We start from the raw sequence: 15,431 nt of genomic DNA, 5'->3' as shown, positions 1-15,431 counted from the left end.
CCTTTTTTGCCTACTTTTTTGGCAAGACAAAAAAGTAGGTCGCCCCCCGCAGGGGGGTGAAACCGCCTTTGACTTTAAGGTTTCAAGCCTTTGACCAAGGCGCCCGCAGCCAGCCCCCAACGCCCCTCAATACTCCCCCCAGCAACACCCCAATCCCCCACCCCCCAATCAAGCGCCGTACAATCCACAGACGCCCGGCCGTCCCACGGCCCCCCCCAAGCAGGAGACCTATGAATCAACCCGATCCGCCACACTTGCCCCGCCTGCCGGAAGCAAAGTGGTTCAGCATCGGCACGGCCGCCTATATCCTGACCGCCCTGGCGCTCTGGACAGTGATGCAGGCCAACCTGGTGGCAGCCCTGCTGGCCGGCCTGCTGCTGTACTCCCTGGTGGACGTGCTGGCCCCCAAGCTGGTGCGCCTGCACCAGCGTCACGACGCCCTGGCAGTGGCTATCCTGTCGGCGGTCACCTTGCTGGGACTGACGCTGGGAGGCTGGGCAGTCGTACGCTTCGTCAGCGGCGACGGCAATACCCTGGACACCCTGCTGATCCGCACCGCCGACATCATCGACAAGTCCCGGGCCCAGTTGCCGGTATGGGTCAGCGACGCGCTGCCGCGCGGGGTGGACGAACTCGCCAACACACTGATCGACTGGCTGCGCGAGCACGCGCAGATGGCTCAAAAGCTGGGCGCCGAAGTGCTGCGCACCCTGGCGCACATCCTGATCGGCTTCGTGATCGGCGCCATGGTCGCCCTGTACCGCGCCATCTCCAAGCCCAACCGCAGGCCGCTGGCCACGGCGCTGGTGGAACGCGCCCGCAACCTGCAACTGGCCTTCTCGCAGTTCATCTTCGCCCAGGTGCAGATCTCGCTGATCAACACCGTGCTGACGGCGGTCTACCTGCTGGTGGTGTTGCCGCTGTTCGGCGTGCACCTGCCGCTGACCAAGACGCTGGTGGCGCTCACCTTCCTGGTCGGGCTGCTGCCGGTGCTGGGCAATTTGATATCGAACACCTTCATCGTGGTGGCCTCGCTGTCGATCTCGCTGCCGATGGCGATCGCTTCGCTGTTCTACCTGGTGGTGATCCACAAGTTCGAATACTTCCTGAACGCGCGCATCATCGGCGCGCGCATCAATGCCGCCGCCTGGGAGCTACTGACGGTGATGCTGCTGATGGAATCGCTGTACGGCATCCCCGGCGTGATTGCCGGGCCGATCTACTACGCCTACCTGAAGCGCGAGCTGTCCAACGCGGGACTGGTCTGAGCCGGCGGCCTGGCCGGCTCGCGCCGCGCCGCCGCCCCGATGTCCCGAAGACCTAGGGTAAATCGGGAGGGCCGCGCGGCGCTGTCTCGCGTGCCGAAGATGCGCCGAGTAGGGCGCAAGTCGCCAGGCTCCCCACCCTGGTTGGACCAATCCACCCTAGACCCCACCCCCACCCTCTTCCACCCGGCTGCGCACAAAATCGATATGCGTCTGCATGGCGGTGCGCGCCTCCTCGGGCCGGCGCGCGCAGATCGCCTCGCACAGCGTGCGGTGCTGCAGCAGCAATAGCGCCGAGGCGTCCTCGTCCTGCACGCGCAGGCCGGTGCCATTGATGGTGATGTGTTCGCGCAGCATGCCGATCACGCTGGTATGCAGGTGCAGGAACATGGTGTTGTGCGAGGCCTGGGCAATGGCCTCGTGCAGCCTGGCATCCGCCTCGGCCTCGGCGGCCTTGTCGTCCTGCTCGCGGGAGGTTTCCAGCGCGCGCAGCAGGCCGCGGATGCGCTTGAGATCGGCGGCATCGGCGCGCAGCGCGGCAAAATAGGCCGTGGCGCCCTCCAGCACGCGCCGGAACTCCAGGATATCGTCGCGCAGCACGGGGTGGTCGGCCACCAGCTGGCGCCACGGCGAGGCCATCCCGGTACGCAACTGGTCGGTGACGAACACGCCGGCGCCCTGCCGGCTCTGCAGCAGCCCGCGCGCGGCCAGGCGCTGGATCGCCTCGCGGATGGTGTTGCGGGCCACGCCGTACTGCGCCGCCAGCAGGCGCTCCGCGGGCAGGCGCGCGCCAGCCGGCCAGGTGCCGTCCAGCATGGCCGTTTCCAGTTTCCGCATGACCTCTTCCACGCGCCCCCGCGCCTGCATGCCCGCCGCCATCCCCAGCTCCGAAATCGCCCTGCGCATCCACCTGGTCCAACCAATTTGAACTGGCGCGCGTCTCGCGGAATTATGCGCCCAAACACCGGCCGACCTGACAGCAAGGCAGCCGCCCCACGGAGCGAGACATGAAGCAAAGGCGCTACCCCCCTGCCCCGGCACAGGTCTACCTGTTCGCCACCTGCCTGGTTGACCTGTTCGTGCCCCAAGCCGGGCTGGATGCGGTGCGCCTGATGGAGCGCGAAGGGCTGACCGTGCACTTCCCGCGCGGCCAGAGCTGCTGCGGCCAGCCGGCATACAGCAGCGGCAACCCGGAGCAGGCGCACACGGTAGCGCTGGCCCAGTTGGACCTCTTCGCCGAACCGTGGCCGGTCATCGTGCCCTCGGGCTCATGCGCCGGGATGATGCGGCACCACTGGCCCCAACTGTTCGAGCATGACCCGGTGGCGGGCCCCAAGGCGCGCGAACTGGCCGAGCGCGTGTTCGAACTAAGCGAATTCCTGCTGCACGTGCTGAAGGTACGCTTCGATGTCAGTGGCGTGGCCGGGCAACCGCCCGAAACAGTGGTGCTGCACACCTCCTGCGCCGCGCGTCGAGAAATGGGTACGCGCGAGCATGGCGTAGCCCTGGTCGACGCCCTGCCCGGCGTAACGCGCGCCGAGCACCAGCGCGAATCCGAATGCTGCGGCTTTGGCGGCACCTTCTCGCTCAAGCATCCCGATATCTCCGGTGCCATGGTGCAGGACAAGATCGCCTCGGCCTGCGCCACCGGCTGCGACCGGCTGGTTTCCGCCGACTGCGGCTGCCTGCTCAATATCGGGCATGCGGCCCGGCACCAGGGCGCGGCGCTCCCGGTGGAACATCTCGCTACCTTCCTGTGGCGGCGTACCGGGGGCCAAGCATGAACGCACTGAATGCCCGTGAGCGCATGCTGGGCAGGCTGCGCGCGGCAGCGCCGGCCGCCGCGAGCGATGCCAGCATGCTGGACGCAAGCATCGACGCGCACTATCAGGCGCGCCGCGAGGCGGCATCCGCCGTGCCTGCCACCCCGATCGAACTGGCGCAAGCCATGCAGGCCGCGCTGGGCGCTTCGCACGCGCAAGCCTGGTGCGCGAGTGCCGACGCCTGGCCCGCGCAACTTGCAGACAAGCTCGCCGCAGCCGGCGTGCGGCGCCTGCTACTGGACCCTGCTGGCGCGGAAGGCGCAGCGCTTGTGCGTGCCCTGCACGCCCCGGTGGCGGCCATCGCCTACGACCGCCCCATCGAAGCCTGGAAATCCGAGCTCTTCGACTCCGTGGACGCGGGCTTTACCGTCGCGCGTTCCGGCATTGCCGGCACCGGCACGCTGATCCTGGCGCCCGACGCGCAAACGCCGCGCACCGTCTCGCTGGTACCGCCGCTGCATATCGCGCTGGTCTACGCCGACACCCTGCATCCCGACCTGCATGCCGCCGCGCGTGCCGAACGCTGGAGCGCTGGGATGCCAACCAACCTGGTGCTGGTGTCCGGACCATCCAAAACCTCCGATATCCAGCAGACGCTGGCCTACGGCGCGCATGGTCCGCGCGAACTGTGGGTGATCATCGTCACTCGCAGCGATGCAACGGGAGCCGCCCAATGAGTACGCCGAACACCTCCGGCACCGCAGGCGCCGCGCCCCTGCATTTCGTCCCCGCCGCCGACTTCAAGGCGCGCTCGCGCGCCGCGCTGGATGACCCCAAGCTGCGCAGCAGCTTCCGTGGCGCCATGGATTTCCTGCAGGCCAAGCGCTCGGTGCAGTTCCCCGACGGCGACGAACTCGAACAGTTGCGCGACCTGGGCGAAGCGGTGCGCCAGCACGCCCTGTCGCGCCTGCCCGACCTGCTGGTGCAGCTCGAAGACAAGCTCACGGCAGCCGGCGTGCAGGTGCACTGGGCCGAGACCGCGGATGAAGCCAACGCCATCGTGCACCGCATCGCGCAGGCACGCCAGGCGCGGCGGGTGATCAAGGGCAAGTCGATGGCCAGCGAGGAAATCGAGCTGAACCATTACCTGGCCGAGCGCGGCATCGACTGCATCGAGTCCGACATGGGCGAGTACATCGTGCAGCTCGCCGGCGAGAAGCCGTCGCACATCGTGATGCCCGCCATCCACAAGACGCGCGGCGACATCGCCGAACTGTTCGAGCGGCACATCCCCGGCACGCCTTACACCGAGGACGTGGACGAACTGATCCAGACCGGCCGGCGCGCGCTGCGGCAGGAATTTGTCAACGCCGATATCGGCCTGTCCGGCGTGAACTTCGCCGCGGCCGACACCGGCACGCTGTGGCTGGTGGAGAACGAAGGCAATGGCCGCCTCTCCACCACCGTGCCCGACGTGCATATCGCCATCATGGGCATGGAGAAGGTGGTGGCCCGCCTGGAGCACATCGTGCCGCTGGCCAGCCTGCTGACGCGCTCGGCCACCGGCCAGGCCATCACCACCTACTTCAACCTGATCTCCGGCCCGCGCCGCGCCGGCGAGCGCGACGGCCCGCGCGAGGTACACCTGGTGCTGCTCGACAATGGCCGCAGCCAGGCCTACGCCGACGAGCAACTGCGCGCCACGCTGCAATGCATCCGCTGCGGCGCGTGCATGAACCACTGCCCGGTGTACACGCGCATTGGCGGCCATGCCTACGGCACCACCTACCCCGGCCCGATCGGCAAGATCATCTCGCCGCACCTGCTCGGGCTCGACGCCACCGCCGATCTCGCCACCGCCTCCAGCCTGTGCGGCGCCTGCGGCGAAGTGTGCCCGGTGCGCATCCCCATCCCGCAATTACTGGTCCGCCTGCGCACCGAAGCCAACCGCGATCCGGACGAACAGGTAGCGCATCCGCTGCGAGGCCAGGGGGCGAAATTCAGCCGCAGCGAACACCTGGTCTGGCGCTTCTGGAGCGGAGCCTTCGCACATCCCTTCACCTACCGACTGTTCCGCTGGGCCGCAACGCGGCTGCGTGCGCTTACGCCTTCGCGCCAGCTTGGCTGGACACGGCACCGCGCGCCGCTTACGCCAGCGCCGCGCAGTCTGTCGGACTTGCTGCGCGAGCGTGGACAGGCAGAGTAGGCCGGCACCGGGAACAAACACAACGAAAGCGCGCGGATTCGATGTGTAGGCCCGCCCGCGGGCCACACCCCAGCGCGATGCGAAGCGAGCCGTGAAGGTGTACCAGGCCGTATGGGGCGCCTTCTTTGCCTACTTTCTTGGCAAGACAAGAAAGTAGGTCGCCCCCCGCAGGGGGGTGAAACTGCTTTTGACTTTAAGCCTTTGACCTTGCCAGTCAGGCAGTCAGTCAGTTGCAGAAGATGTCAGTGATGCCCCAAGCCAACAAAAAACAAACGCAAGCACCAAAACGCCCCAAAGCAAATTCATCCAAACGCAATCCCCGGAGGAGACCCACCGTGCAACCCTGGACCCAGATCTACACACCGCTAGGCAGCCTATGGCTGTCCGCGCTAGCAGCCGCGCTACCCATCCTCTTCTTCTTCCTCGCCCTTGCGGTGCTCCGCATGAAGGGCCACGTGGCGGCAGCCATCACGCTACTGCTCGCGCTAGGCGTGGCGATCTTCGCCTACGGCATGCCCGTGCCGCAAGCGCTGGCCGCCGCGGGCTTCGGCTTTGCCTACGGCCTGTGGCCAATCGCGTGGATCATCGTGACCGCGGTGTTCCTCTACAAGATCGTGGTAAAGACCGGGCAGTTCGACATCATCCGCGCATCCGTGCTGGCCATCACCGATGACCAGCGCCTGCAGATGCTGCTGATCGGCTTCGCCTTCGGCGCCTTCCTGGAAGGCGCCGCGGGATTCGGCGCGCCGGTGGCGATCACCGCGGCGCTGCTGGTGGGGCTGGGCTTCAACCCGCTCTATGCGGCGGGCCTGTGCCTGATCGCCAATACGGCCCCGGTGGCCTTCGGCGCCATGGGCATTCCCATCATCGTGGCGGGCCAGGTGACCGGCATCGACGCCATGCACATCGGCGCGATGGCGGGCCGGCAATTGCCGCTGCTGTCGCTGGCGGTGCCGTTCTGGCTGGTATTCATCATGGACGGCAAGCGCGGCGTGAAAGAGACGTGGCCGGCAGCGCTGGTGACCGGCGCCAGCTTTTCGGTGACGCAGTATTTCACCTCGAACCACATCGGGCCCGAGTTGCCTGACATCACCTCGGCGCTGGTAAGCCTGGTGTCGCTGACGCTGTTCCTGAAGGTGTGGCAGCCGAAGCGCGCAAGCCAGCGTGCCGGCGGCGCGGTGGCGACCGGCAGCGGCGGTGCCGCCGCGCTGGCGCGCATGGGCAGCGGGCTCGCCGCTGGCGCCGGTGCCGTCGGCAACGGTGCGGGCGACAATCGCCGCGCCTCGCCCTATACCGTGGCGCAGACCGTGCGCGCCTGGGCGCCGTTCGGCATCCTCACCGCCATCGTTACCGTGTGGAGCCTGCAACCGTTCAAGGCGCTGTTCGCCGGCAACGGCGCGCTGGCCGGATGGGTGCTGAAGTTCCATGTGCCGGCGCTGGACCAGCTGGTGATCAAGGCCGCGCCGATCGTGGCGCAGCCCAAGGCCTACGAGGCAGTGCTCAAGCTGGACCTGGTATCGGCGGTGGGCACTGCCATCCTGCTGACCGCGCTGATCTCCGCCGTGCTGCTGCGCATGAAGCCGCGCGATGCGCTGGCCACCTTCGGCGAGACGCTGGCGGAACTGCGCCGCCCGATCCTGTCGATCGGGCTGGTGCTGGCGTTTGCGTTCGTCGCGAACTACTCGGGCATGTCGTCGACGCTGGCGTTGCTGCTGGCCGGCACCGGCGCGGCCTTTCCGTTCTTCTCGCCCTTCCTGGGCTGGCTGGGCGTGTTCCTGACCGGTTCGGATACGTCGTCCAATGCGCTGTTCTGCTCGCTGCAGAGCACCACCGCGCACCAGATCGGCGTGTCCGACACGCTGCTGGTGGCGGCCAACACCACCGGCGGCGTGACCGGCAAGATGATCTCGCCGCAATCGATCGCGGTGGCTTGCGCGGCGACCGGGCTGGTGGGCAAGGAATCGGAGTTGTTCCGCTTCACCGTGAAGCACAGCCTGCTGTTCGCGGTGATCGTGGGCATCATCACCGTGCTGCAGGCTTACGTGTTCACGGGCATGGTGCCGCACTGAGCGGGCACCGGCGCCTGCCGCGTGCAATGCGCGGCGGGCGCGGCGACGTTACTCGCTATCGTTGGCGGCGTCGCGCGGCAGGAACTGATCGCCCTCGGCCAGCGGCGCGTAGCGGTAGGTGGCCGGCGTGCGGCTCAGCTTGATGGGCGCGCCCAGTCCCTTGTAACCATCCGCCATCTCCACCACCATCTCGCGGTGAGCGGTGTGCGGATGCTGCAAGGCGTCGGCCACCGACAGCACCGGCGCGCACGGCACGCCGGCAGCCACCAGCGTATCGGCCAGCACCTTCCCATCCAGCTTGCCCATGCGGGCTTCCAGCTCCACCTTCAGCAAGGCACGGTTGACCGAACGCGCGCCTGCCGTGGCGTAGCGTTCGTCGTCGGCCAGCGCGGCCAGGTCCAGGTACTCGCACAGGATGCGGAACTGCCGGTCGTTGCCGACCGCGAGGAAGATCGGRTCGGTGGCGGTGGCGACGGTGTCGTAGGGATAGATATTCGGGTGTGCGTTCCCGGTGCGGGTGGGCTCCTTGCCGTTCATGAACCAGTTCGCGGCATGCGGGTGCAGCAGCGACAGTCCCGAGTCGTACAGCGCCGCCTCGACGAACTGGCCGCGTCCGCTGCGCTCGCGCTCCTGCAGCGCCAGCAGCACGCCCAGCGCGGCATTCAGCCCGGTCACCATATCCACCACCGGCAAACCCACGCGCAGCGGATCGCCGCCGGCTTCGCCGTTGATGCTCATGATGCCAGCCATGGCCTGGATCGCCGCGTCGTAGCCGGGCAAGCCGCCCAGCGGGCCATCGGCGCCAAAGCCCGAGACCCGGCAGTGCACCAGGCGCGGGAAGCGCGCCGACAGCGCGTCAAAGCCCAGGCCCCACTTTTCCAGCGTGCCGGTCTTGAAGTTCTCGACCAGCACGTCGGCATCCGCCAGCAAGRCGAGCAGCACTTCGCGGTCTGCATCGGTGGTGAGGTCCAGGCGCATCACGCGCTTGTTGCGATTGAGCCCGAAGTAGTACGAGGCCACGCCATCCTTGAACGGAGGCCCCCAGGTGCGCGTGTCGTCGCCCTGGGGCGGTTCGATCTTGAGCACGTCGGCACCATGGTCGCCGAGGATCTGGCCGCAGAACGGGCCACCCAGGATGCGGGAGAGATCGACCACGCGGATGCCGGCGAGGGCGCCGGGGGATGCAGGGAGTTTGCTCATGAGATGGGTTTCCGTAGCTGCGGTGGTTGGCGGCGGTTGGCGGTGGTTGACGGTTGACGATTGGCGTTTGCTGCTCAGGCAGCCGCGGGGGCGCGCTCGAGCAGCTTGAAGGTGCCGGTAGCCAGCGCCAGCAACTCGCCCTGCTCGTCGCGGATCTCGCCGCGCGCGAAGCACAGGGAGCGGCCACGCCGCTCGCACCAGGCGGTGGCGGTCAGCTCGCCGCGTCCGGGCGCCGTGAAATGCACCGACAGGTCGATCGTCGCCACGCCATAGCGCCGGGGATCGTGGCCGCGCGCGACGCAGGCCAGCGTGCAGTCGAGCAGGGTGGCCAGCGCGCCGCCATGCACGTCGCCGCGGCTGTTGGTGTGGTCCGGGTGATAGGGCATGCGCACGCGCGCTTCTTTGGCGTCGATGTGCACGCCGGTCAGCCCGAAGACGCGGGCCATCGGCATCGGCAGGGCGAACAGCAGGCCAGGCGCCTCACCGGCGAATTCGTTGACGGGCGTGGGCTTGGATAAATCGGTCATATAAGGCGGGGTCGGTTGGGGGCGGTCAGGAAACGCGGGAACGAGGGACGGTCATGAAGTCCGGAGCGGGCACCGCTGCTTTGTTGTGCCCACGAACAGGCTTCATGCCATGAGGTGCGCAGAAACGCACGCTCGTTCGCAAACAACGATACTACAGCCGAACCGGCCATCGTTCATAGCCTTGCCTGGCCAGCGTCACCGCCGGGGCGGCGGCGCGGCCGCCCCGGCGCCGTTTGCTCAGTCCAGCTGCGCGCCCGATTTCTGCACCACGCCGCGCCATTTGGTCACCTCCGCCTTGACGAAGCTGCCGAGCTGCTCCGGCGTCGTCGACGGCGCGAGTTCCAGACCCTGCGCGAGCAAGGTCTTGCGTACTTCGGGCTGTTGCAGCGCTTCGGCAAAGGCACGATTGAGCCGGGTGATGACCGCCGGCGGCGTGCCGGCCGGCGCGACCACGCCGAAGAATACCGAGACGTCGAAGCCGGGCACGCCCTGCTCGGCCACGGTGGGCACATCGGGCAGCGCTTGCGAACGGCCCTTGGTGGTCACGCCCAGCACGCGCACCTTGCCGCTCTTGATAAAGGGCAGCGCGGTGAGCACATCGGTGAACGCCATGCTGACCTGCCCGCCAAGCAGGTCGTTGAGCGCGGGACCGGTGCCCTTGTAGGGGATATGGCGGAAGTCGGTGCCGGCCATGTTGTTGAACAGCACGCCTGCGAGATGCGAGGACGCGCCGTTGCCGGAGGAGGCATAGGTGAGATTGCCGGGATGCGCCTTGCCGTACGCGATCAGTTCGCTCACGTTCTTGGCGGGCACGGATGGGTTGACCACCAGCACGTTAGGCAACTGCCCGATCTGGATCACCGGCGCAAAGCTCTTTACCGGGTCGTAGTTGATCTTGCGGTACAGGCTGACATTGATCGCCAGCGGGGCCGAGGTACCGAACATCAGCGTGTAGCCATCCGGCTCGGCACGCGCCACCGCTTCGGCGCCGATATTGCCGCCGGCACCGGCGCGGTTTTCCACCACCACGGTCTGGCCGAGGCTGCCCTTGAGCGCGGACGCCAGGGTGCGCGCCATCACGTCGGTGGGGCCGCCGGGCGGGTAGGTCACGATCATCATGATCGGCTTGGACGGGAATTCCTTCTGCGCCTGCGCGGGGGCCACGCCTACGCAGAGGGTGCAGGCGGCGATGGCCGCGATGCGTTGCCAGAGGGTCATGCTTGTCTCCTGGTTTAGGTCTTCTTCCGCCGGGCAGCCGATGCTGCGGCGGCGTGCGCGGCGCCGGTGGGCGCCGCGGGGGCTTGTCGGTTTACGGTTTTGCGGTACTGCGTCAGAAGAGGTTGACTTGGTCCACCTCGCCGGTAGCGCTCACGGCGCCGTCGTCGGGCGGCGCGACGGTGTCGGCCAGCCAGTAGGGTTCGGCCTCGCCGGCCAGAGGATCCTGGGGCAGCACGCGATGGAGCAGCACCAGCTGGGCCAGGCGCATGCGCCGTACCGAGCCGATGCGGCCGGCTTCCCAGGCCATGGCGACCGCGCTGGTCACGTGGTACAGCGCCGAGGCGGCCTGGCGGGCCAGCACATCGCCATCGGCGCCGGCTTCGGCTGCGCGGTCGGCCAGCGTGCTGGCACGAGCGACGGCCCTGGTGAACGCAGCGCGCGCCGTGGAATGCATCGGCGTGGCTTGCAGCAGGCCTGCCAGGTGGGCTTCGAGCACCGGCAACGCGCCTTCGCGGCGGATCGCGCGCAGCACATCCAGGGCGACGATATTGCTGGTGCCTTCCCAGATCGAACCAAGATGCGCGTCGCGCACCAGGCGCGGATCGCTCCATTCCTCGATATAGCCGCAGCCGCCGCGCATTTCCATGGCGTCGCCGGTGACCTTGCGCGCATCGCGGCAGGCGCGGAACTTGATCAGCGGCGTCAGCACGCGCATCAGCGGATAAGCATCGGCCTCGCCGGCATCGGCGCGGCGCAGTGCCTCGGCGGTCTGGAACACCATGGTGCGGGCCTGCTCGGTGGGCAGCACGAGCTTGAGCAGCTGGCGGCGCATCAGCGGCATGTCCAGCAGGCGCTTGCCGAAGGCGCGGCGCTCGCGCGCGATGAACTGGCCCTCGGACAGGGCGCGGCGCATCAGCCCGGCCGCGCGCACGCCGTTGGACAGGCGCGAGTTGTTGATCATGTCGGCCATCTGCACGAAGCCCCGGCCCAGTTCGCCCACCAGGTAGGCATGGGCGCCTTCGAGGCGAATCTCGCCGCTGGCCATGGAGCGCGTGCCGAGCTTGTCCTTCAGGCGGATGATGCGATAGTGATTGGCGCTGCCGTCGGCCAGTGTGCGCGGCAGCAGGAACAGCGACACGCCCTTGATGCCGGGAGCGGCCTCGCCGTTCTCGTCTTCGACGCGGGCCAGCACCATCGCCAGCGCGGCGTCCGGGTTGGAGCAGAACCACTTGTCGCCCGACAGGCGCCAGCCGCCTTCGGCCTGCGCGTCGCGGGCGGCGCGCGTGGTGGTCGCGGCCACGTCGGATCCGGCGCCCTGCTCGGTCATGAACATGGCGCCCTGGTACAGGTCCTCGAAGACCTGGGTAGTGAGATTGGGCAGGAAGCGCTCGACCACCGCCGGATCGCCGAACTTGCGCAGCGTGCGGGTGAGCGAATCGGTCATCGACAGCGGGCAGCACAGGCCGAACTCGGCCTGCACGAACAGGTAGGTCAGCGCATACTTGGCCGCGGCGGGCATCGGCTTGTCCCAGCCGAGCACGCCGCCGCGGTGCGATGCCGCCGCCAGGCCGAACTCGGAGAACGCTACCTTCTCAAGCTCCACGTAAGCGGGATGCTTGTCGATGCGTTGCGCATCGATGCCGGTGCGGGTCCGGTGCGACAAGGTGGGCTTGTTCTGGTCGGCGATATGCGCGAGTTCGTCCAGCACGCCGCCGGCCAGCGCGCCCATGCGATCGAGGTGGGGCAGCAGGTGGGCGAACAGGTCCGCCGGGAGATACAGCGGCAACAGCGCGCGAAGATCCGGATCGCTGGCAAACAGGTTGACGCCCTGCTGGTCCGGCACCGGATGGGCTGGCGTGGCCGTGGCGGCGGGTGCGGTGGTGGCGGAAGTGGCAGTTTGGCGCGCTGCGCTGGTCTGCATGAGGTGTCTCCTGAGTTTGCCGGCGCGTGACGCCGGGTCCAAAGCCAGACCGGCCCCTGGGCGGACGCTCCAGGCTGCTGGCGGGCGGTTCTTGCGCGGTGTGGTGGTTTTGCTGTCTCTTGCTGTTAGTTTTGTGCTTTTACCGGCCGTTTTTAGCGGGCAGGGCATCTGCGTGGCCCCTGGGCCGTGGCATCGCGCGCGGGGCGGCGGACGGATGCTCTGTCTGCATTATTCAAAGCCCGGCGATTCGTGTCTAATTCTAAAATTGGCTTGATCCATATAATTTCTGTATCGCTATGGAATTCCGTCACCTGCGCTACTTCCTTGTGCTCGCCGAGGAGCTGCATTTCGGCCGTGCCGCTCGCCGGCTGTCGATCTCCCAGCCGCCGTTGTCGCTCAATATCCAGCAGTTGGAAGCTTCGGTGGGCGCCCGCCTGTTCGAGCGCGACAGCCGCGGCGTGCGCCTGACCGCCGCCGGCCGGGCCTTCCGGGAATCGGCCAGCGCGCTGCTTGCGCAGGCCGAGGAAGCCCGCCTGCTGGCGCGCGAGATCGAGGCCGGCGCGGTGGGACGGCTGCGCATCGGCTTCGTTGGCTCAATGTTGTACCGCGGCCTGCCCCAGCGCCTGCGTGCGTTCCAGACCAGCTACCCCGGCATCCAGGTGGCGCTGACCGAACTCAACTCGCAGGAGCAGATCGACGCGCTGCTGCACGATGCGCTGGACGCCGGCTTCATCCATACCAACCGCGTCCCGGACGAGCTCGCCACCTCGCTAGTGCACAGCGAGCCGTTCCTGTGCTGCGTGCCCGACGACCATCCGCTGGCCAACCAAGCCTCCGTAGCGCTTGGCGAGTTGCGTGGCGAGCCTTTCGTACTGTTCTCGCGCAAGGCTTCGCCCGACTATTACAACCGGATCTTCGAGATGTGCGCGGCGCAGGGCTTTTATCCGCAGATCCGGCATGAGGTGCGGCACTGGCTGTCGGTGGTGTCGCTGGTGTCGCAAGGCACCGGGGTTGCCGTGGTGCCGGCGGCATTGCAGCACTCGGCGATGGCCGGGGCGGTGTTCCTGCCGCTGGCGCAGGCGACAGTGCCGTCGGAGGTGTATTGCGTGTGGAAGGCCGGGCCGGATGATCCGGCGAGGGACCGGTTCCTGGAAATGGTGAGGGGATGAGGCAGGAGGACAGCGCGGCAGTTCACGCAGGGTGCTTTCGGGTTTGAATGGGCATCGCAGCGCCCCTATGGCGAAAGCCCCGGCACAAGAAGAAAATGCCACCTGCTTTACCGGCAGGTGGCACGTCAAATACGCGTGGAACGGGGTGTTCAGCGTGCAAACAGCTTACCCCCTGGCCATGCCCCCACCAATAACGCAATTGCGTTATTCGCCCCCCTCCCGAAGCAGGGGACTGCAGCAGGGGAAAAGCGCCGGCAGCCCGGGCATCCCCGGCTGCCGCCGGCCTCAGAACCCTTCGACCGCGACGCTCGCATGCCCGACATTGGGCGCCGCCGCGAAGTATTCGCCAACCAGCTTGCGCCACTCGGTGAAATCCTCGGATTCGCGGAAATCGACCATATGGTTCTCGACCGTCTCCCACTTCACTTCGAGGGTGTAGTGCGAGGGATTCTCGATCGACCTGAGCAAGCGCATGGCGTGACAGCCGCGGGCGCGCTTGAAGAGCGGCGCCGCCTTCGCCACACCCGCCTCGAACGCCGATTCGGAACCCGGCTTGATCTGGAACTGCGCTATTTCGAAAATCATGTCTTGTGCTCCCTGTTAGCGTGGCTTGGCCGCCCTGGGCCAGCGCCGGGTGTGTGCCGACTCGCATTCTATGACAGGGGGCAACATCCCGTCGCGCAACGCCGTCCGTCCCCCGGCAATGTCCGCTTCCACAACCGCAAATGCCCGTTACCAGCGGAAGATTTGCGGCAGCAACATGGCAACGGCCCGAAAGCCGAACACAGGCATGCAAATCGGCTACAATAGGAACGATTTTCATTTACCAACCCTGGTGTGAGTTTGCCGACCGCGTGCCGTGCCTCGCGCCAACGGACTGGAAGCCACATGCGGTTGTCTGACCTTGCGCGGCGCACTGCCGCTGTCATCGTGTCTGTCGATGACAACTCTCCTAACGATCCGGTAGCTCGCCGCCTGCGCGAACTCGGCTTTGTGCCGGGCGAAGCTGTACAGGTCATTGCACTGGGACCGTTCGGCATGGATCCCCTTGTCGCCCAGGTTGGCTTTACCCGGTTTGCATTGCGCCGCGCCGAAGCGGCCCGCATTACCGTGGAAGCGGTCAGCGCTTCCGTCTCCAGCATCACGCCGGCAGCGCAGCCCGACGCGCCCGCCGTCAAACGCTCCGCTGCCTGACCGGGCACCTGCCAAGAATATGTCTGTCGCCTCCCCGACTTCCGCTTCCCAGCGTCCCGCTTTGCGCGTTGCGCTGGTGGGCAATCCCAACTGCGGCAAGACCGCCCTGTTCAATCGCCTGACCGGCAGCCGCCAGAAGGTGGCCAACTATGCGGGCGTCACCGTCGAGCGCAAGGAAGGCCATTTCGTTTCGCCGGCCGGGCGCCAGGTGYGGGTGCTCGACCTGCCGGGCGCATACAGCCTGCACGCGGCCAGCCTGGACGAAGCCATCACGCGCGATATCTGCCTGGGGCAGCGCCCGGGCGAGCCGCGCCCCGACCTGCTGGTGTCGGTGGTGGATGCCACCAACCTGCGCCTGCACCTGCGCTTCGTGCTGGAGCTGCGCCGCCTCGGCCTGCCGATGGTGCTGGTGCTCAATATGAGCGACGCCGCGGCCAAGCGCGGCATCCACATCGATCGCGACAAGCTGTCCGCCGCGCTCGGCGTGCCGGTGGTGGCGACGGTGGCCGTCAGGCGCGATGGCGCCGCCAACCTGCTGGCCGCCCTCGACGCCGCCCTGCCCGCGGCGCCGCAGGCCGCCGCCGAAAGCGCTTCCGACCTGGACGTCCACCAGGAGGTCAAGCGCCTGCTGGATGCGTCCGTCACGATGCCGGCGCGCACCGCCGCCATGGACGACCGGCTCGACCGCATCCTGCTGCATCCGGTGTTCGGGCTGCTGATCCTGGCCGTGCTGCTGTTCCTGATGTTCCAGGCGGTGTTCTCATGGGCCACGCCGCTGATGGACGGCCTCGAGGGCGGCGTGCACTGGTTCGGCGAGATCGTCGGCAGCCACCTGCCAGAAGGCATGCTGCGCAGCCTGCTGGTGGATGGCCTGATTGCCGGCCTGGGCGCCGTCATCG

At 67.6% G+C, this 15,431-nt stretch carries 14 protein-coding genes; 8 read left to right on the top strand and 6 right to left on the bottom strand.

Annotated elements, in window-relative coordinates; genetic code table 11:
- Positions 1 to 230: 230 nt before the first annotated feature.
- A complete protein-coding gene (locus AC1DKD_RS28360) occupies positions 231 to 1,268 on the top strand; it encodes an AI-2E family transporter (RefSeq protein ID WP_035873980.1) in 1,038 nt (345 codons plus the stop codon).
- Positions 1,269 to 1,424: 156 nt separating this feature from the next.
- Here the strand turns inward: AC1DKD_RS28360 and AC1DKD_RS28355 are convergent, their stop codons facing one another.
- Positions 1,425 to 2,144, bottom strand: a complete 720-nt coding sequence (locus AC1DKD_RS28355) for a FadR/GntR family transcriptional regulator (RefSeq protein ID WP_477103632.1) — start codon at positions 2,142 to 2,144, stop codon at positions 1,425 to 1,427.
- A 128-nt stretch (positions 2,145 to 2,272) separates the two neighbouring features.
- Here AC1DKD_RS28355 and AC1DKD_RS28350 point away from each other — a divergent pair, with 128 nt between their 5' ends.
- From AC1DKD_RS28350 to AC1DKD_RS28335, 4 genes are all read left to right on the top strand, one after another.
- Positions 2,273 to 3,049, top strand: coding sequence for a (Fe-S)-binding protein (locus tag AC1DKD_RS28350; RefSeq protein ID WP_441631430.1), 777 nt, complete (start codon positions 2,273 to 2,275; stop codon positions 3,047 to 3,049).
- Positions 3,046 to 3,765: a LutC/YkgG family protein gene (locus AC1DKD_RS28345; protein WP_441631432.1), complete on the top strand. Its 720-nt coding sequence runs from the start codon at positions 3,046 to 3,048 to the stop codon at positions 3,763 to 3,765. The genes AC1DKD_RS28350 and AC1DKD_RS28345 overlap by 4 nt, the downstream gene beginning before the upstream one ends.
- The gene (locus AC1DKD_RS28340; RefSeq protein WP_051649221.1) at positions 3,762 to 5,234 is read left to right on the top strand and encodes a LutB/LldF family L-lactate oxidation iron-sulfur protein; all 1,473 of its coding nucleotides are present in this window, start codon (positions 3,762 to 3,764) and stop codon (positions 5,232 to 5,234) included. Before AC1DKD_RS28345 ends, AC1DKD_RS28340 begins: the two co-directional genes overlap by 4 nt.
- Before the next feature lie 335 nt (positions 5,235 to 5,569).
- A complete protein-coding gene (locus tag AC1DKD_RS28335) occupies positions 5,570 to 7,303 on the top strand; it encodes a lactate permease LctP family transporter (RefSeq protein WP_477111683.1) in 1,734 nt (577 codons plus the stop codon).
- 48 nt (positions 7,304 to 7,351) lie between these two features.
- On the opposite strand, the gene AC1DKD_RS28330 is transcribed toward AC1DKD_RS28335, so the two are convergent.
- The 4 genes from AC1DKD_RS28330 to AC1DKD_RS28315 all read right to left on the bottom strand — a co-directional run bounded on the left by AC1DKD_RS28330 (position 7,352) and on the right by AC1DKD_RS28315 (position 12,169).
- Positions 7,352 to 8,503 (bottom strand): CaiB/BaiF CoA transferase family protein, encoded by a 1,152-nt coding sequence (locus AC1DKD_RS28330; RefSeq protein WP_477143976.1) that lies wholly within the window; start codon positions 8,501 to 8,503, stop codon positions 7,352 to 7,354.
- A 74-nt stretch (positions 8,504 to 8,577) separates the two neighbouring features.
- Positions 8,578 to 9,030 (bottom strand): PaaI family thioesterase, encoded by a 453-nt coding sequence (locus AC1DKD_RS28325; RefSeq protein WP_276287419.1) that lies wholly within the window; start codon positions 9,028 to 9,030, stop codon positions 8,578 to 8,580.
- Positions 9,031 to 9,267: 237 nt separating this feature from the next.
- Positions 9,268 to 10,248 (bottom strand): Bug family tripartite tricarboxylate transporter substrate binding protein, encoded by a 981-nt coding sequence (locus AC1DKD_RS28320; RefSeq protein ID WP_441637108.1) that lies wholly within the window; start codon positions 10,246 to 10,248, stop codon positions 9,268 to 9,270.
- A gap of 112 nt (positions 10,249 to 10,360) precedes the next feature.
- The gene (locus AC1DKD_RS28315; protein WP_441637106.1) at positions 10,361 to 12,169 is read right to left on the bottom strand and encodes an acyl-CoA dehydrogenase family protein; all 1,809 of its coding nucleotides are present in this window, start codon (positions 12,167 to 12,169) and stop codon (positions 10,361 to 10,363) included.
- A gap of 296 nt (positions 12,170 to 12,465) precedes the next feature.
- Between AC1DKD_RS28315 and AC1DKD_RS28310 the strand changes: the two genes are divergently transcribed.
- Positions 12,466 to 13,338, top strand: coding sequence for a LysR family transcriptional regulator (locus AC1DKD_RS28310; protein ID WP_441637104.1), 873 nt, complete (start codon positions 12,466 to 12,468; stop codon positions 13,336 to 13,338).
- Between the two features lie 285 nt (positions 13,339 to 13,623).
- On the opposite strand, the gene AC1DKD_RS28305 is transcribed toward AC1DKD_RS28310, so the two are convergent.
- Positions 13,624 to 13,923, bottom strand: coding sequence for an antibiotic biosynthesis monooxygenase family protein (locus tag AC1DKD_RS28305; protein ID WP_035862620.1), 300 nt, complete (start codon positions 13,921 to 13,923; stop codon positions 13,624 to 13,626).
- 303 nt (positions 13,924 to 14,226) lie between these two features.
- On the opposite strand from AC1DKD_RS28305, the gene AC1DKD_RS28300 reads away from it, so the two are divergent.
- Together AC1DKD_RS28300 and AC1DKD_RS28295 are read left to right on the top strand one after the other, a co-directional pair.
- Positions 14,227 to 14,532: a FeoA family protein gene (locus AC1DKD_RS28300; protein WP_035862617.1), complete on the top strand. Its 306-nt coding sequence runs from the start codon at positions 14,227 to 14,229 to the stop codon at positions 14,530 to 14,532.
- A gap of 19 nt (positions 14,533 to 14,551) precedes the next feature.
- Positions 14,552 to 15,431 (top strand): FeoB small GTPase domain-containing protein (locus AC1DKD_RS28295; protein WP_477143975.1); only part of this gene is annotated, 880 nt, incomplete at its 3' end.

Source organism: Cupriavidus sp. 05T313 (genome assembly GCF_056396665.1).
Note: the sequence above shows the minus strand (reverse complement) of the source record. Positions and strands in the feature narration are given on the sequence as shown.

Bases quoted from the DNA above. Each gene is read 5' to 3' on its own strand.
- AC1DKD_RS28310 (WP_441637104.1), top strand. From the start codon at position 12,466: ATGGAATTCCGTCACCTGCGCTACTTCCTTGTGCTCGCCGAGGAGCTG.
- AC1DKD_RS28350 (WP_441631430.1), top strand. From the start codon at position 2,273: ATGAAGCAAAGGCGCTACCCCCCTGCCCCGGCACAGGTCTACCTGTTC.
- AC1DKD_RS28315 (WP_441637106.1), bottom strand. From the start codon at position 12,169: ATGCAGACCAGCGCAGCGCGCCAAACTGCCACTTCCGCCACCACCGCA.
- AC1DKD_RS28355 (WP_477103632.1), bottom strand. From the start codon at position 2,144: ATGGCGGCGGGCATGCAGGCGCGGGGGCGCGTGGAAGAGGTCATGCGG.
- AC1DKD_RS28305 (WP_035862620.1), bottom strand. From the start codon at position 13,923: ATGATTTTCGAAATAGCGCAGTTCCAGATCAAGCCGGGTTCCGAATCG.
- AC1DKD_RS28345 (WP_441631432.1), top strand. From the start codon at position 3,046: ATGAACGCACTGAATGCCCGTGAGCGCATGCTGGGCAGGCTGCGCGCG.
- AC1DKD_RS28320 (WP_441637108.1), bottom strand. From the start codon at position 10,248: ATGACCCTCTGGCAACGCATCGCGGCCATCGCCGCCTGCACCCTCTGC.
- AC1DKD_RS28325 (WP_276287419.1), bottom strand. From the start codon at position 9,030: ATGACCGATTTATCCAAGCCCACGCCCGTCAACGAATTCGCCGGTGAG.
- AC1DKD_RS28300 (WP_035862617.1), top strand. From the start codon at position 14,227: ATGCGGTTGTCTGACCTTGCGCGGCGCACTGCCGCTGTCATCGTGTCT.
- AC1DKD_RS28340 (WP_051649221.1), top strand. From the start codon at position 3,762: ATGAGTACGCCGAACACCTCCGGCACCGCAGGCGCCGCGCCCCTGCAT.
- AC1DKD_RS28360 (WP_035873980.1), top strand. From the start codon at position 231: ATGAATCAACCCGATCCGCCACACTTGCCCCGCCTGCCGGAAGCAAAG.